At 71.7% G+C, this 15,167-nt stretch carries 15 protein-coding genes; 8 read left to right on the top strand and 7 right to left on the bottom strand.

Translation table 11 applies throughout. The features are described 5' to 3' along the window. Window position 1: 1 nt before the first annotated feature. Both ACFQ6S_RS11275 and ACFQ6S_RS11270 read right to left on the bottom strand, forming a co-directional pair. The gene (locus tag ACFQ6S_RS11275; RefSeq protein ID WP_383406326.1) at window positions 2–754 is read right to left on the bottom strand and encodes a hypothetical protein; all 753 of its coding nucleotides are present in this window, start codon (window positions 752–754) and stop codon (window positions 2–4) included. A 7-nt stretch (window positions 755–761) separates the two neighbouring features. Then, window positions 762–1,859, bottom strand: a complete 1,098-nt coding sequence (locus ACFQ6S_RS11270; protein ID WP_383406323.1) for a LacI family DNA-binding transcriptional regulator — start codon at window positions 1,857–1,859, stop codon at window positions 762–764. A 205-nt stretch (window positions 1,860–2,064) separates the two neighbouring features. Between ACFQ6S_RS11270 and ACFQ6S_RS11265 the strand changes: the two genes are divergently transcribed. Further along, window positions 2,065–3,024, top strand: coding sequence for an ROK family protein (locus ACFQ6S_RS11265; RefSeq protein ID WP_383406320.1), 960 nt, complete (start codon window positions 2,065–2,067; stop codon window positions 3,022–3,024). A gap of 84 nt (window positions 3,025–3,108) precedes the next feature. Here ACFQ6S_RS11265 and ACFQ6S_RS11260 read toward each other — a convergent pair whose 3' ends face one another. Next, window positions 3,109–5,121, bottom strand: a complete 2,013-nt coding sequence (locus ACFQ6S_RS11260) for an NPCBM/NEW2 domain-containing protein (protein ID WP_383406317.1) — start codon at window positions 5,119–5,121, stop codon at window positions 3,109–3,111. A 181-nt stretch (window positions 5,122–5,302) separates the two neighbouring features. On the opposite strand from ACFQ6S_RS11260, the gene ACFQ6S_RS11255 reads away from it, so the two are divergent. The 3 genes from ACFQ6S_RS11255 to ACFQ6S_RS11245 all read left to right on the top strand — a co-directional run bounded on the left by ACFQ6S_RS11255 (window position 5,303) and on the right by ACFQ6S_RS11245 (window position 7,850). Beyond that, window positions 5,303–6,301 (top strand): TIGR01777 family oxidoreductase, encoded by a 999-nt coding sequence (locus ACFQ6S_RS11255; RefSeq protein WP_383406315.1) that lies wholly within the window; start codon window positions 5,303–5,305, stop codon window positions 6,299–6,301. A gap of 30 nt (window positions 6,302–6,331) precedes the next feature. After that, window positions 6,332–6,661, top strand: a complete 330-nt coding sequence (locus ACFQ6S_RS11250; RefSeq protein ID WP_383406559.1) for a hypothetical protein — start codon at window positions 6,332–6,334, stop codon at window positions 6,659–6,661. A gap of 145 nt (window positions 6,662–6,806) precedes the next feature. Continuing rightward, the gene (locus ACFQ6S_RS11245) at window positions 6,807–7,850 is read left to right on the top strand and encodes an NUDIX domain-containing protein (protein WP_383406312.1); all 1,044 of its coding nucleotides are present in this window, start codon (window positions 6,807–6,809) and stop codon (window positions 7,848–7,850) included. Here ACFQ6S_RS11245 and ACFQ6S_RS11240 read toward each other — a convergent pair. Together ACFQ6S_RS11240 and ACFQ6S_RS11235 are read right to left on the bottom strand one after the other, a co-directional pair. After that, window positions 7,817–8,875, bottom strand: a complete 1,059-nt coding sequence (locus tag ACFQ6S_RS11240; RefSeq protein WP_383406309.1) for a protein kinase family protein — start codon at window positions 8,873–8,875, stop codon at window positions 7,817–7,819. The genes ACFQ6S_RS11245 and ACFQ6S_RS11240 overlap by 34 nt on opposite strands. Before the next feature lie 25 nt (window positions 8,876–8,900). Next, window positions 8,901–10,256, bottom strand: coding sequence for a dipeptidase (locus tag ACFQ6S_RS11235; protein ID WP_383406306.1), 1,356 nt, complete (start codon window positions 10,254–10,256; stop codon window positions 8,901–8,903). A gap of 133 nt (window positions 10,257–10,389) precedes the next feature. Between ACFQ6S_RS11235 and ACFQ6S_RS11230 the strand changes: the two genes are divergently transcribed. Then, complete coding sequence (locus tag ACFQ6S_RS11230; protein ID WP_383406303.1) at window positions 10,390–11,628, top strand: geranylgeranyl reductase family protein; 1,239 nt, start codon at window positions 10,390–10,392, stop codon at window positions 11,626–11,628. Between the two features lie 12 nt (window positions 11,629–11,640). Here the strand turns inward: ACFQ6S_RS11230 and ACFQ6S_RS11225 are convergent, their stop codons facing one another. Beyond that, the gene (locus ACFQ6S_RS11225; protein WP_383406300.1) at window positions 11,641–12,090 is read right to left on the bottom strand and encodes a nitroreductase family deazaflavin-dependent oxidoreductase; all 450 of its coding nucleotides are present in this window, start codon (window positions 12,088–12,090) and stop codon (window positions 11,641–11,643) included. A gap of 132 nt (window positions 12,091–12,222) precedes the next feature. On the opposite strand from ACFQ6S_RS11225, the gene ACFQ6S_RS11220 reads away from it, so the two are divergent. From ACFQ6S_RS11220 to ACFQ6S_RS11210, 3 genes are all read left to right on the top strand, one after another. Continuing rightward, the gene (locus tag ACFQ6S_RS11220; RefSeq protein ID WP_383406297.1) at window positions 12,223–12,918 is read left to right on the top strand and encodes a TetR/AcrR family transcriptional regulator; all 696 of its coding nucleotides are present in this window, start codon (window positions 12,223–12,225) and stop codon (window positions 12,916–12,918) included. A gap of 91 nt (window positions 12,919–13,009) precedes the next feature. Next, window positions 13,010–14,254 carry a sensor histidine kinase gene (locus tag ACFQ6S_RS11215; protein ID WP_383406295.1) on the top strand — a complete coding sequence of 415 codons (1,245 nt, stop codon included), beginning with the start codon at window positions 13,010–13,012 and terminating at the stop codon, window positions 14,252–14,254. Then, window positions 14,251–14,916: a response regulator gene (locus ACFQ6S_RS11210; protein WP_383406292.1), complete on the top strand. Its 666-nt coding sequence runs from the start codon at window positions 14,251–14,253 to the stop codon at window positions 14,914–14,916. Before ACFQ6S_RS11215 ends, ACFQ6S_RS11210 begins: the two co-directional genes overlap by 4 nt. On the opposite strand, the gene ACFQ6S_RS11205 is transcribed toward ACFQ6S_RS11210, so the two are convergent. Continuing rightward, window positions 14,877–15,161: a DUF6332 family protein gene (locus tag ACFQ6S_RS11205; RefSeq protein WP_383406289.1), complete on the bottom strand. Its 285-nt coding sequence runs from the start codon at window positions 15,159–15,161 to the stop codon at window positions 14,877–14,879. The two genes, ACFQ6S_RS11210 and ACFQ6S_RS11205, sit on opposite strands and share 40 nt — an antisense overlap. Between the last annotated feature and the right edge of the window lie 6 nt (window positions 15,162–15,167).

Below are 15,167 nucleotides of genomic sequence, written 5' to 3'. Positions count from 1 at the left end.
CTCAGGCAGGCCCGGCCGGGAGGTACGCCTCCAGCCCGGAGGTCGTCACGAGCTTCTCGGCCGCGAACAGCAGGGTGCCCCGCTCGCACAGCCCCGCGTCGGCCCGCGCCCGCGCGCAGAACTCCTCGGGAGTCACGCCGAACAGCTGCCTCAACCGGGCCGAGCCCAGCAGCAGTTCGGTGATCAGCGGCCGCTGGCCAGGATGGGTGCGCGGCGCTTCGGTGCCGTCGTGCAGGACGCCATGGCGGTTGACGTAGGAGAAGGCGCCCGGAAGCGTGGTGCCGTCCGCCAGCTCGATCCGTACGTCGGACGCGGGCAGCCAGGCGCGGCCGTAGTTGCCGTCCGGCCGGGGCACGCCCTCGCTCGCGTCGATCACCGCGAGCTGCTCGTCGTCGAGCCAGATGACGAACAACTCCCGCAGGTGGCCCGGCGCGTGGAACGGCGACGCGGACACGTACCCCAAGCGGCTCACATGCGCGGAGACGCCCACCTCGATGCCGGTCACCCGTGCCTTCACCATCGGGAGGGGAGAGACGATCCCGAACGCGTCCATCTTGCGCCGCAGTTGACCGGGGCAGGCGTTGGAGCCGACCGCGAGGACGGGCGCGCGGTCGTCGTGGACGAGGCGGTCCAGGGGCAGCAGCGAGTCCCCGTCGAGGAGTCCGGAGTCCGCCGGCCAGGCTCCCGGGTAGAGCAGCGGATGATCGCGCGGCGCGTCCGCGAGGCCGAGCGTCTCCAGGCTGCGGTCATCCATGCGCGGGTCAGTCCTCCGGCGGCAGTTCGCCCGAGCCACGGGTGATCAGCCGCGTCGGCAGCTCGATGCGCTCCGGCGCGACCAAGGTGCCGTCCAGCTGCCGGAACAGCCGCTCGGCGGCGGTGCGGCCGAGGGCGGCGGCGTCCTGGGCGACGACGGTGACGCCCGGCTGGAGCAGGTCGGCGAGCTCGATGTCGTCGAAGCCGACGAGGGCCACACGGCGGCTCTGCTCGGCGAGGACACGGATCGCGGTGACCGTCACCCGGTTGTTGCCCGTGAAGATCGCGGTGACGGGGGAGGGTCCGGTGAGCATCTCCTCGGCCGCCCGGCGCACCCGCTCCGGGTCGGTGACGCCCAGGGACATCCAGGAGTCCTCCACGGGTATGCCCGCGTCCTCCATGGCGGCCCGATAGCCTCGCAGCCGCTCGGCGGCCGTGTGGATGCGGGGCATGTCACCGATGAAACCGATCCTGCGGTGGCCGTGGGCGATGAGGTGGGCGACACCGTCACGGGCGCCGCCGTGGTTGTCGGACAGGACGCAGTCCGCGTCGATCTTCCCTGCCGGGCGGTCGACGAACACGGTGGCCACGCCCGCCTTGAGCTCGGGCTCCAGGTACCGGTGGTCGTCACCGGCCGGGATGATCACCAGCCCGTCCACCCGCCGCGCGCACAGCGCCAGCGCCAGCTCCTGCTCGCGGTCCGGGTCCTCGGCGCTGGAGCCGTTGATGAGCAGCGCGCCGTGCGCCCGCGCGACCTCCTCGACCGACCGGCTCAGCGGGCCGTAGAAGGGGTCCGCGAGATCCTCCAGGACCAGGCCGATGCTCGCCGTACGGCCCTTGCGCAGTACTCGCGCGCTGTCGTTGCGGCGAAAGCCCAGGGCGTCGATGGCCTCCTGGACGCGGCGCTCCGTCTCCGGGGTGACCCCGGGCTCTCCGTTGACCACGCGCGAGACGGTCTTCAGGCCGACTCCGGCACGCGCGGCGACGTCCTTCATGGTCGGACGGTTGCCGTAGCGGTTCTCGGGCGCGCGGTCGGATCGGCGGATGGTCTCGGGCACGATGCGGTGTCCTGTCCTGTCGTCGTCCACGGGGATGCGGCGTTCCATGGGGAGGCATCCGTCCATGGGGATGCGTCGGTCCATGGGTTTGTATGAGGATGTGGCGTCGAGCATAGAGCCTGGACAACGTTGTCAGATCCGGGAGACACTGTCCACCGCAATCTCCGGCCTGCGCCCCCACCGCGAGACCGGCTCGCCCAATTCCCGTGGTAGACGGGGAGATCCGAATGGTTGACGGGGAGAACTGACACTGATGCACACCGACCTCGTGGCTGCGCTCGACATCGGCGGCACCAAGATCGCCGGAGCGCTGGTGGACGGCCACGGCACGATCGTGGCCCGGGCGCAGCGCCCGACGCCGGCGCGGGAGGACGGCGAGACGGTGATGCGGGCCGTCGAGGCGGTCGTCGGCGAACTCACCGCATCGCCCCTGTGGGAGCGCGCCACGGCCCTCGGAATCGGCAGCGCCGGACCGGTGGACGCCTCGGCGGGCACCGTGAGTCCGGTGAACGTGCCCGGCTGGCGCGACTACCCACTGGTCCGGCGGGTCCAGGAGGCGGCCGGAGGACTGCCCGTCGAGCTGATCGGCGACGGGGTGGCCATCACGGCCGCCGAGCACTGGCAGGGAGCGGCACGGGGGCACGACAACGCGCTCTGCATGGTCGTCTCCACCGGGGTCGGCGGCGGTCTGGTGCTGAACGGCCGGCTGCACCCCGGCCCCACCGGCAACGCCGGTCACATCGGTCACATCAGCGTCGACCTGGACGGCGATCTGTGCCCCTGCGGTTCGCGCGGCTGTGTCGAGCGGATCGCGAGCGGTCCCAACATCGCCCGTCGCGCGATCGAGAACGGCTGGCGTCCCGGCCCGGACGGCGACACGTCCGCCGCCGCGGTGGCCGCCTCCGCACAGGACGGCGACCCGGTCGCCGTGGCCTCCTTCGAGCGGGCCGCGCAGGCCCTGGCCGCCGGGATCGCGGCCACCGCGACCCTCGTCGAGATCGACATCGCGGTGATCGGCGGGGGAGTCGGCAAGGCGGGCGAGGTCCTCTTCACGCCGCTGCGCAAGGCGCTCCACGACTACGCCACCCTGTCCTTCGTCCAGCGGCTGACCATCACACCGGCCCAGATGGGCACCGACGCGGGGCTGGTGGGAGCCGCCGCGGCCGCGCTCGCGCTCGCGGGCAAGGCGGGGGCGACCGCGGCGGGGGTGTGAGGCGGCGGCTCGGGCAGGAACGTTCAGCCGCCGCCATCAGGGGTGAGCGGCCCACGGCGGGCGCACTCACCCCGACTTCCCGGCTCAGCAGCCGAGCCGGGCCTCCGCCCAGTCCCCGTGATCCGAGGTGACGCCGTCGCCGCCGTCGGTGGCGACCAGCCGGAGCACCTGGGCACCGGTCACGTCGGCCGTGATCGGCTGGGCCGGCGACGCGTTGGTGAGGACTCCGGTCGCGGCGACCCTGCTGCCGTCCGCCCAGATCTCGAAGGCGACGGTGCCGTCCGTGCCCTCCTCGTCGTCGACGCCGACCCGCGCGGTGACCGTCTCGCACGCGCCGCCGGTGTAGTACTCGACGGCACTCTCGGCGTGGACACCCAGGCCCGTGCCGTACACCACCGCGCCTATGGTGATCGGGTTGCCGTCGCCCGCGTCGCTCTCGCCGTTGCTGGTGTTGCGCTCGACCGGGCCCCAGCCGTTGGTGGCCGACAGCCAGGGAAGGTCACCGAGCCCGGACGTCCCCGACGGCGGTGGCGTCACCACGGTCGCGGTCAGCGGCAGCGCGCTGTCGACACGGACGCCGGTCGGTGAGCGGTGGCTCGCCCTGAGGGTGAGGCCGTACGACCCGGTGGGCGTCCCCTTCGGCGCCGTGACCGCCCACTTGGTGCGCAGGGAGCGGCCCGTCGGAAGCGTCGGCGAGGTGGTCGGGGACGCCGCCTGCACGGACCAACCCCCGGGGCCGGTCAGCGTGACGGACACACGCTTGGCAGGGGTGCGTCCGAGGTCGGTGACCGTCGAGGTCAGCGCGGCCGCCGTGCCCGCCTCGACCAACGGGCTGCCGTCGAGGCCGAGTTCGACGGCGGGCGGGTGCTGGGCCCACCTGCCGTCGGCGAAGACACGCAGGAGGACCGTGCCGTGCGCGGGGACGGTCGCCGAGATCGTGCCCGCGGTGTTGTAACTGCGGTGCTGCCACAGATCGCGCAGCGTGTACGCGTCGGCGTCGGGCAGGCCCACCGCCTCGGCGCTCGTGGTGACGCGCTGGGCGGTGCCGGACTCGTTGAAGAGGGCCACCGCGCGGCTGCCGTCCCGCATCTCCTTGGCGACGACCCAGCGCCCGCCCGCGGAGGAGACGACGCTGCCCTGTCGGCCCAGCGGGTCCTGGTCGACCGCTACGACCTCGCGGTTGCCGAGGATGTCGAAGGTCTCCTCGGAGGCGGAGCGCAGGTCGGAGCCGATGAGCAGTGGCGCGGCCATGATCGCCCACATCGAGAAGTGCGAGCGGTACTCGGTGTCCGTCATGCCGCCGTTGCCGACCTCCAGCATGTCGGGGTCGTTCCAGCGGCCGGGCCCGGCGTGCGGTGCGAGCGGCAGGTTCTGCTTGAGGATCGACAGCATCGAGCCCCAGTTGTCGCTGATGTCGCCGGTCGTGCGCCACAGCTGGCCGACGTCGGCCGCCCATTCCCAGGGCTTGTTCTCGCCCCATTCGCAGATGCTGTACACGATCGGGCGGCCGGTCGCCGCGAGCGCGTCACGCATGGTCGCGTAGCGCTGCTTGGCGTCCACGCCCTGGTTGTTGCAGTTGTCGTACTTGAGGTAGTCGACGCCCCAGTCCGCGAACTGCCGGGCGTCGCTGTACTCATGACCGAGGGCGCCCGGGAAGCCGGCGGTGTTGCAGGTCTTCGTGCCCGCGCTGGTGTAGATGCCGAGCTTCAGGCCCTTGGCGTGGACGTAGTCCGCGACCGCCTTGATCCCGCCCGGGAAGCGCGCCGGATCGGGCACGAGTTTGCCGCCGGCGTCCCTGGCGGGCAGGGCCCAGCAGTCGTCGAGGTTGACGTACTCGTATCCGGCGTCCTTGAGGCCCTTCTCGACGAAGATGTCGGCGATCCCCTTGACCATGGCCTCGTTGAACTCGGCACGGCAGTGGGTGGAGTTCCAGTTGTTGAAGCCCATGGGCGGGGTGAGCGCGAGGCCGTCGTCCGCGGTGGCTGCGGCGGGCGCCGCGGTGGCCGTGGGGACGGCGAGTCCAGCCGCGCACAGCAGACCGGCGGCGAGTGCTCCGACCAGCCTTCTTCGGGTTGTGCGGGTGTGAAGGTGACGCATCCTTACGTTCCTCCGTACCTGCGAGAGCGAGATGACGGCATGTACGCGTCATAGTGCGCTCACGGTAGAACCTGTCGGAGTGTGTTGGAAAGTGGTCTGTACCGGGAATGGCGTCGCGACCCGCTTTTGAACATGTTCAACACACTGCGCTAGGCTCAATCCCACACTCGAGGGGGAGCCGATGAAGATAGTGATTCCCGGGGGAACCGGGCAGGTGGGCACCATCCTGAACCGTGCGCTGAGTGGTGCGGGCCACGAGGTCGTCGTCCTGACCAGGCGGCCCACGCGCGACGGCGAGGTCCGGTGGGACGGCGAGACCTGGGGTCCGTGGGCCGAGGAGATCGACGGCAGCGACGTCGTGATCAACCTGGCCGGGCGCAGCGTCAGCTGCCGCTACACCCCGGCCAATTTGCAGGCCATGATGGATTCGCGGGTGCACTCCACCGAGATCGTGGGCGAGGCGATCGCGAACGCCGCCCGGCCGCCCGCGGTCTGGCTCCAGATGAGCACGGCCACCGTCTACGCCCACCGCTTCGACGCCCCCAACGACGAGGCGACCGGCGTCATCGGCGGCGCTGAGTCCGATGTGCCGGGCTACTGGTCCTACAGCGTCGAGATCGCCAGGGCCTGGGAGCGTGCGCAGGAGGAGGCCGACACGCCGCACACCCGCAAGGTCGCCCTGCGTTCCGCGATGGTGATGAGCCCCGATCGCGACGGTGTGTTCGACGTCCTGCTGCGACTGGCGAGGCTGGGGCTCGGCGGGCCCGTGGCGGGCGGCGGGCAGTACGTCTCCTGGATCCACGACCGGGACTTCGCGCGCGCGGTCCAGTTCCTGATCGAGCGGGACGATCTCGCCGGGCCCGTGAACCTCGCCGCCCCCGAGCCCCTGCCGCAGCGCGCGTTCATGCGCGCCCTGCGCTCAGCCTGGGGCGTCCCCGTGGGCCTGCCCGCGACGAAGTGGATGGCCGAGCTCGGCGCGTTCGCGCTGCGCTCCGACACCGAGCTGCTGCTGAAGAGCCGGCGAGTGGTCCCCGGCCGGCTGCTCGCCGAGGGGTTCGACTTCGAGCATCCGGGGTGGCCGGAGGCGGCCGGCGATCTCGTGCGGCGGCGCCGACGCGACCGGCGGCAGGTCGCGGACGGGTTCACGTCGGTGTCCGGTTCGTCCGGTGGCGGGGCGTGACTCAAGGACCGTTTCGTAGTTGAACCGGCCATGAAGAAGCGCAGCATGCTCGCCATCGCCTCCCTGGCCACCGGATTCGTCGTCGCCGCTGTCACGCCGTCCCACTCGGCCGAGTCCTCCGGCACCTCCGGCACCGGGTCCCCTTCGGCTGGGCTCGCCGGCACCGGTGGTCAGATCAAGGCCGCCGGACTGGACATGAGCGGTAAGAACAAGCTCGCCGGCCTCAGCTCGACCGCTCCGACCAAGCTCGCCGGGATCAACGTGGACCAGACCCTGGACACCTTCGGCAAGGCGATCAACCGCGAAACGGACCGGGCCGTGAACAACGCCCCGCACGGAAAGCAGGGGAAGAAGGGCTGACGAGTCCGCCGACCCGACCGCACGGCGCCGTACCCCCGCACACGAGCGGAGGGCGGCGCCGTCGTCATGCGCTCTCTACGAGAGCTGGTTTCCGTGGCAGGGTGGAGCGGGCAAGCCACAGGGGGCCAATAGAAGAGGGGGAAACGTGATCGTCTGGATCAACGGCGCGTTCGGTGCGGGGAAGACCACCACCGCACGGGAGCTGATCGAGCTGATCCCGAACAGCACGCTCTTCGACCCCGAGGTCATCGGCGGAGCACTCACCCACCTGCTTCCGCCCAAACACCTCACCGAGGTCGGTGACTTCCAGGACCTGCCGATCTGGCGACGTCTCGTGATCGACACGGCGGCCGCGCTGCACGCCGAGCTCGGCGGGACCCTCGTGGTCCCGATGACCCTGCTGCGCCAGGAGTACCGCGACGAGATCTTCGGCGGCCTCGCCGCCCGCCGGATCACCGTCCAGCATGTCCTGCTCGCCCCGGCGGAAACGATCCTGCGCGAGCGAATAGCCGGGCGGGAGACACCGCCCGACGCGCCGGACGGCGATCTGCGCGTCCGGCAGTGGTCCTACGACCACATAGAGCCGTACCGTGCCGCGCTCGCCGCCTGGCTCACCGCCGACGCCCATCCCGTCGACAACGGCGGACTGACGCCGTACGAGACCGCCGTGCGGATCGCCCAGGCGGTCGGCGACGGGACGGTCCCCGTCTGCGACATCGTGCAGACCCCCGAGCCCACCGCCGAGACCCTCGCCTCGGGTGTCCTCCTCTTCGACGAGCAGGACCGGGTGCTGCTCGTCGACCCCACGTACAAGGCCGGCTGGGAGTTCCCCGGCGGTGTCGTCGAGCGGGGCGAGGCGCCCGCGCGCGCGGGCATGCGCGAGGTCGCCGAGGAGACGGGCATACGGCTGGACGACGTGCCCCGCCTCCTCGTCGTCGACTGGGAGCGGCCCTCGCCTCCCGGCTACGGCGGTCTGCGCCTGCTCTTCGACGGCGGCCGGCTCGACTCCGAGGAGGCCGAACGCCTCCTGCTGCCCGGCCCCGAACTGCGCGACTGGCGCTTCGTCACCGAGGAGGAGGCCGCCGACCTGCTGCCACCGGTGCGCTACGAGCGGCTGCGCTGGGCGTTGCGGGCGCGCGAACGCGGGGCGGCGCACTACCTGGAGGCGGGCATTCCGGCGCCTTCCTGAGCGAGCCGCAGCGCGTCGTACGGGTACGGGGTCAGCCTGCTCTCGTGCTGCAGCCGCTTGGCGAACTCACCCATCACGGCGGCCAGTGGCGCATACCGCTCGATGATGTCGGCGGCGGCCCGCGGGATGTCCCGCGGCCTCGCCCCGTCGGCGCAGTCACGAACAAAGGCCTCGCGATCGTCCCGGCCGTGGCCGTACAGGGCGGTCGCGAGCCAGTTCACGAAGTGGAACGCGGTGTAGTCGCGGTCGTAGTGCCGGTGCCGCTCGAAGAAGTCGCGCTCCTGCGGGGTGAGGGGGAAGCGAGCGGAGAGGGCGAGGCCGTAGTCGGCGAGGTAGAGCCGGTGGCCGTCCGTGAGGAAGTTCAGGAAGTGGGCGTCGAAGTGCACCAGCCCGCTCTCGCGGAGGAAGCCGGTGGTGGCCGCGAGCTCCCTTTCGACGAAGGTGCACGCGGCGTCGGCTTCATCCGTGCGCAGCCGGGCGTCCAGCCATTCGTTCAGCGTGTACGGCACGTACTCCAGGAACAGCGCCAGACTCGCGGACGCCGTCCGCAGTCCCTCGATGCGCTCGCGCACCGGCCGGCCGCCGCCCCAGTGGGCGACGGCCCGCTCCACGTCGGACAGCAACTCCGGCAACGGCTGCGGTACGTCGGGCAGGACCCGCCAGTGGTGGGTCAGCGGGAACCCCGCGAACCGGTCGGCCAGGACCCAGTTCGTGGTCATCGTGTGCACCGCGAGCTCCCGCCAGGCACCGAACCCCGGACTGCCGATGCCGTAGTGGAAGAACGTCGGCAGTCCGAGGAGATTGGCCGTGGAGCGGACGTTCTCCGGCCGCAACTCGACGTCGGTGAGCGGGACCCGCTTCACGAAGACCCGTCTGCCGTCCACCTCGATCAGCGTCGAACGCCCGCCGATTCCGGTGCCGAGCGGTTCGCCCGACTCCACGAGGGCCGCGAGTTCCCGGTCGCCCAGAAGCGCCAGGGAGGTGGCGATGTCGGTGTGGGCGGCGAGGCGTTCGTTGCGGGTCATCGCCCCATCATCGGCTGCGGGTTCCTCAACTCGCCGCGTAATTACGGAGGAACAGCGCCTCGGTGACCGAGAGCCGCTCCAGCTCCTGCGGGGACACACTCTCGTTCACGGCGTGGATCTGCGCCTCCGGCTCGCTCAGGCCGATGAGGAGGATCTCCGCGTGCGGGTAGAGGGCGGCGAGGGTGTTGCACAGTGGGATCGAGCCGCCCTGGCCGGCGTACTGCATCTCCTGGCCCGGGTACGCGACCGCCATCGCGTCCGCCATCGCCTGGTACGCCGGGCTGCCGGTGTCGGCGCGGAAGGCCTGGCCCTGCCCGATCTGCTCGCTGCGCACCCGGGCGCCCCACGGCGTGTGCGTCTGAAGGTGGGCCTGGAGCAGCTTGGTCGCCTCGGCCGCGTCCACACCCGGCGGCACCCGGAGGCTGATCAGCGCACGTGCGCTCGCCTGCACGGACGGGGTGGCGCCGACGACCGGCGGGCAGTCGATGCCGAGGACCGTGACGGCGGGACGCGCCCAGATGCGGTCGGCGACCGTGCCGGAGCCGATCAGCCCGACACCGTCGAGGACCTTGGCGTCCTGGCGGAACTGCTCCTCGTCGTACTGCAGCCCCTGCCATGCCGACTCGCCGGTCAGCCCGTCCACCGTCGTCGAACCGTCCTCGGCCCGCAGCGAGTCCAGCACGCGGACCAGCGCGCCGAGCGCGTCCGGCGCGGCACCGCCGAACTGGCCGGAGTGCAGGTTGCCTTCGAGCGTGTCGATCTGCACGCGCACCAGGGTCATGCCCCGCAGGGTCGAGGTGACCGTCGGCAGGCCGACGCGGAAGTTGCCCGCGTCGCCGATCACGATGGTGTCGGCCTCCAGCAGGTCCGGGTGCTGCTCGGCGTACCGCTCCAGACCACCGGTGCCCATCTCCTCCGAGCCCTCGGCGATCACCTTGACGTGCACAGGCACACCGCCGTCGGCCTTGAGGGCGCGCAGCGCCAGCAGGTGCATGATCAGGCCGCCCTTGCAGTCGGCGGCACCGCGCCCGTACCAGCGGCCGTCGCGCTCGGTCAGCTCGAAGGGCGGGGTGCTCCAGGCGGCCTCGTCCAGCGGGGGCTGCACGTCGTAGTGGGCGTAGAGCAGGACCGTCTTCGCGCCCTCGGGGCCGGGCAGGTACCCGTACACCGACTGCGTGCCGTCGGGGGTGTCGAGCAGGGCCACGTCCTCGAAGCCCTCGGCGGTGAGCGCGTCGGCGACCCAGCGGGCGGCGCCCTCGCTCTCGCTCTTCGGGAACTGGTCGAAGTCCGCCACCGACTTGAATGCCACCAGCTCGGTGAGTTCCGCCTTCGCCCTGGGCATCAGGGAGGCGACGGTCTCGGCGACCGGATTCGACGACATGGGCACGCTCCTTGTGGGTGCGACGTTGTACATGTGAGTGCTGTGATCCTCCCACAGCGGCCTGCGACGATGCCCGCCGTAGGATGCGGGGGACAGCAGGCGTAGGCGGCTTGATCGGGAGCAGTAGACCATCGTGAGCAGCGAGAACTCTTCGGCGGACGACGTGCGGCAGGTGTGGGACGTCGTCGTGGTGGGTGCGGGCCCCGCGGGGGCCTCGGCCGCGTATGCGGCGTCGGTCGCCGGACGGCGCGTGCTGGTGCTGGAGAAAGCGGAGCTGCCGCGCTACAAGACGTGCGGCGGCGGCATCATCGGACCCTCGCGCGACTCGCTCCCGCCCGGCTTCGAGCTGCCCTTCCGGGACCGGGTGCACGCGGTGACGTTCTCGAACAACGGCCGCTTCACCCGCACCCGCCGCTCCAAGCAGATGCTCTTCGGACTGATCAACCGGCCCGAGTTCGACCGGCAACTCGTCGAGCACGCGCAGAAGGCGGGCGCCGAGCTGCGCACCGGAGTCACCGTGCAGCGCGTCGAGCAGCACGGCTCGGCGGTCCCGGACCGGCGCAGCGTCGCCGTCGTCCTGCAGAGCGGCGAGACGCTGCTCGCGCGGGCCGTGGTCGGTGCGGACGGCAGCGCGAGCCGGATAGGGGCCCACGTCGGGGTGAAGCTCGACCAGGTGGATCTCGGCCTGGAGGCGGAGATCCCGGTGCCGGACACGGTCGCCGAGGACTGGAAGGGGCGGGTCCTCATCGACTGGGGCCCGATTCCCGGCAGTTACGGCTGGGTGTTCCCCAAGGGCGACACGCTCACGGTCGGGGTGATCTCGGCGCGCGGCGAAGGCGCCGCGACCAAGCGGTACTTGGAGGAGTTCATCGGTCGGCTCGGGCTCGCCGGGTTCGAACCGAGCATCTCCTCCGGGCACTTGACGCGCTGCCGCGCCGACGACTCGCCGCTGTCGCGCGGGCGGGTGCTGGTGTGCGGTGACGCGGCGGGTCTGCTGGAGCCGTGGACGCGCGAGGGCATCTCGTTCGCGCTGCGCTCGGGGCGGCTCGCGGGGGAGTGGGCGGTCAGGATCGCCGAGGCGCACGACGCGGTGGACGCCCGGCGCCAGGCCCTGAACTACGCCTTCGCGGTCAAGGCGGGCCTCGGCGTCGAGATGAGCGTCGGCAAGCGGCTGCTGACCGCGTTCGAGCGCCGGCCCGGCCTCTTCCACGCGGCGCTGACCGGTTTCCGGCCGGCCTGGAAGGCGTTCATGGACATCACCCGGGGCTCCACCTCGCTGGGCGAGATCGTCCGCGGTCATCCCATGGCCCAGCGCGCCCTGACCGCGATGGACCGCCGTCCCGCGCAGGAGGGCGACGAGATCACCGCCTGACGGCGGCGCGGGTCACTGGCCGACGGTGATCCGGAAGACGGGGTGGTCCTGGGCCGCCGCGATGATCTCCTCGTCGGAGGACTTCGCGGTGACCCCCTGGAAGTACTGGTTGACCTCCCAGCCCCACTTCTCCAGATAGGTCCGCAGGATCGGGAGCTTCTCCTTGTCGGGAAGCTCCACCGCGGAGAACGCACGGACCCTGCGCCCGACCCGCAGCTCCCCGCCGCCCGCGGCGCGCATGTTGCGCACCCACTGGGAGTGGCCGCGGGCCGACACGAGGTACTGCCCGCCGTCGTGGGTGTGCGGGTTGACCGGGATGCGCTGCATCTTGCCGCTCTTGCGGCCGCGCACGGACATCTCCGCCGTGCCCGCGACGCTCAGCCCGTGCCGGGCCAGCCAGCCGATGACGCTGTTGAAGCGGACGTTGAGCGAGCTGCCCTTGAAGTAGTACGGCGATGACATGGGAACCCCCGGTAAGAGTTTGAGAGAGCGGTGCTCTCGCTTGAGAGCAGTGTGCACGAGATCGCCGATCCAATGCAAGAGCACTGCTCTCGATTGTGTGCACCGCTCCGATTTCGTGGGAGACTGGCTCACATGAGCAGTCGCACCGCACAGGGCGCCCGTGCCCGCGCCAGGATGGAAGTCACCGCGGCCATCAAGGACGAGGCCCGCAGACAGCTCGCGGCCGAGGGCGCCGCCAAGCTGTCGCTGCGTGCCGTGGCCCGCGAACTCGGCATGGTCTCCTCCGCGCTCTACCGCTACTTCCCCAGCCGGGACGACCTGCTGACCGCTCTCATCATCGACGCCTACAACTCCATCGGCGAGCGCGCGGAAGCGGCGCACGACAAGGCCGCGGATGCCGGACCCCTTGGGCGCTGGACCGCGGTGGCGGAGGCCGTGCGGGACTGGGCGCTGCGGCATCCGCACGAGTACGCCCTGATCTACGGCTCGCCCGTGCCCGGATACACCGCGCCCGACACCACGGTCCCGCCCGCCTCCCGCGTCGGCCTCGTCTTCATCGGCATCGTCCGTGCCGCCCACCAGGGCAGGGACCTCACCGAACCCCCGTCCCTGCCCGCCGACCTGCGCCCCGAGGCCGAGCGCATGGCCGCCGACCTGGCCCCCGACCTCCCGCCGGCGACGGTCGCGGCCCTGATCGCCGTCTGGGCCGAGCTCTTCGGACTCGTGGGGTTCGAGCTGTTCGGGCAGTTCCATCGCGTCGTCGAGGACAGGGAGACGTTCTTCCGGCACGCGGTGACCCGGCTCGCGCAGGACGTGGGCCTGAGGTGAGTCGATGCGGGGGCGTACTTCACGGGGAGTAGGCGTGATCACGACGCGCGGGTGACGCCGCCCGGCGGTCATCGCGTCTAGCGTGGCGGACATGGACGAGCAGCAGGCAGGCCGGGGCGGCGGCCCGCCGACGTGGTGGCGGCACGGGCCGCCGTGGTGGAACCGCTGGGACGACGAGGAGCACGCTCCCCGCTGGCCCTGGCGCTCCACCGTGCTGATCACGGTCTTCGTGATGGCCGGTTCCAACTTCGCGGCCGAGGGCCAGGGGGACTACCGGGAGCAACTCGACCCCTTCGCGCGTGTGCTGCTGTTCGTGGCGTCGGGACTGCTGTTGTGGCGCAAGCGGTATCCGGTGGCCGTCGTGTTCGGCACCTCGGTGGCCGCCACGGTCTACCTGGGCGCCGGCTACCCCTACGGGCCGGTCTTCCTGACCGTGGCGGTGGCCTGCTTCAACGCCATCCTCACCGGGCACCGCAAGGCCGCCTGGGCGGCGGTCGGGGTGTTCTGGGTCGGGCACGCGCTCGTGGCCCACTGGCTGTACCAGTGGCTGCCGCCGTCCGACGACCCGGCCGCCTCCTGGGGGCAGGAAGGGGTGATCGCCGCCTGGGTCGCGGCGATCGTCGCGGTCTCGGAGCTGGCCAGGACGCGGCGCGAGCAGTGGGCGCGGGAACGGGCCGAGCGGGCGCAGGCGGCGCGGCGGCGGGCAGACGAGGAGCGGCTGCGGATCGCCCGTGAGCTGCACGACGTCCTCGCGCACAGCATCTCCGTCATCAATGTCCAGGCCGGCGTGGGCCTGGCCCTCCTCGACACCGACCCCGAGCAGGCGCGCACGGCACTGACCACCATCAAGGCCCAGAGCAAGGAGGCCCTCGGCGAGGTCCGCCAGGTCCTCGACACGCTGCGCACCCCCGGGGACGCCCCGCGCACCCCGGCACCCGGCCTGGACCGGCTGCCCGAACTGGTGAGCCAGGCGGCAAGCGCCGGCCTCGCCGTCGAGGTCGAGGGCGAGCCGCCCCGCCTCGCGCCCGGTACCGACCTCGCCGCCTTCCGGATCGTCCAGGAGGCCCTCACCAACGTCGTACGCCACTCCGGATCGCGGCACGCGCGCGTGCACCTCGATCAGGACGACGGCGCGACGCTGCGGTTGCGGATCGACGACGACGGTCCCGCGACCGGGGCCGAGGCCGGCGGAAGCGGCAACGGGTTGGCCGGAATGCGGGAGCGGGCGGCCGCGCTGGGTGGCACGATCGACGCGGGTCCGCGTGCGGACGGCGGGTTCCGGGTGCTCGCCGTGCTGCCGTTGAAGACCTCTGCCGAGACCAAGGAGGACCGGTGATCCGCGTACTGCTCGCCGACGATCAGTCACTGGTGCGGGCCGGCTTCCGGGCGCTGCTCGACGCACAGCCCGACATCGAGGTGGCCGGCGAGGCGGCCGACGGCGAGGAGGCGCTGCGCAGGGTACGCGAACTGCGGCCCGACATCGTCCTGATGGACATCCGCATGCCGCTCCTCGACGGCCTCGCCGCGACCCGCCGGATCACCGAGGACAACGCCCTGGAGGGTGTGAAGGTGGTCATGCTCACCACCTTCGAACTCGACGAGTACGTCTTCGAGGCCATCCGCTCGGGCGCCTCCGGCTTCCTGGTCAAGGACACCGAGCCGGAGGAACTCCTGCGCGCCGTACGGGCAGTGGTCGAGGGCGACGCACTGCTGTCGCCCGGAGTGACCCGGCGTCTGATCGCCGAGTTCGCCGCCCGCTCCAAGGAACCGGCCGCGGCCGACGCCCTCGTCGAACTCACCGAGCGTGAGCGGGAGGTGATGGCGCTGGTCGGCATCGGCCTGTCCAACGAGGAGATCGCCCGGCGCCTGGTGGTCAGCCCCCTCACCGCCAAGACCCACGTCAGCCGCACGATGGTGAAGCTCGGCGTCCGCGACCGGGCCCAACTCGTGGTGCTGGCCTACGAGTCGGGGTTGGTGCGGCCGGGCTGGTTGGGCTGAGGCGACTGCCGGAACCGCGTCAGGACGCTGACGACCCGCGCGAAGAACAGCACCACCGCGACCGTGGTACCCACGCCGACGAGGGTGGCGCGGGCACCGTCCGACACGTCGAAGACGAACGCCGGCCCGACGATCGCTCCGAACAGCACCGCCGCCGCGAACGCGGCGCTGAACAGCGCGTACCCGATCTCGACGGTGATCGCGTCCCGCTCGGCCTGACGGCGCCGTCCCCCATGGCTCTCCATACCCCG

It is taken from the genome of Streptomyces sp. NPDC056479 (assembly GCF_042795335.1).
Classification (GTDB): Bacteria; Actinomycetota; Actinomycetes; order Streptomycetales; family Streptomycetaceae; genus Streptomyces.
Note: the sequence above shows the minus strand (reverse complement) of the source record. Positions and strands in the feature narration are given on the sequence as shown.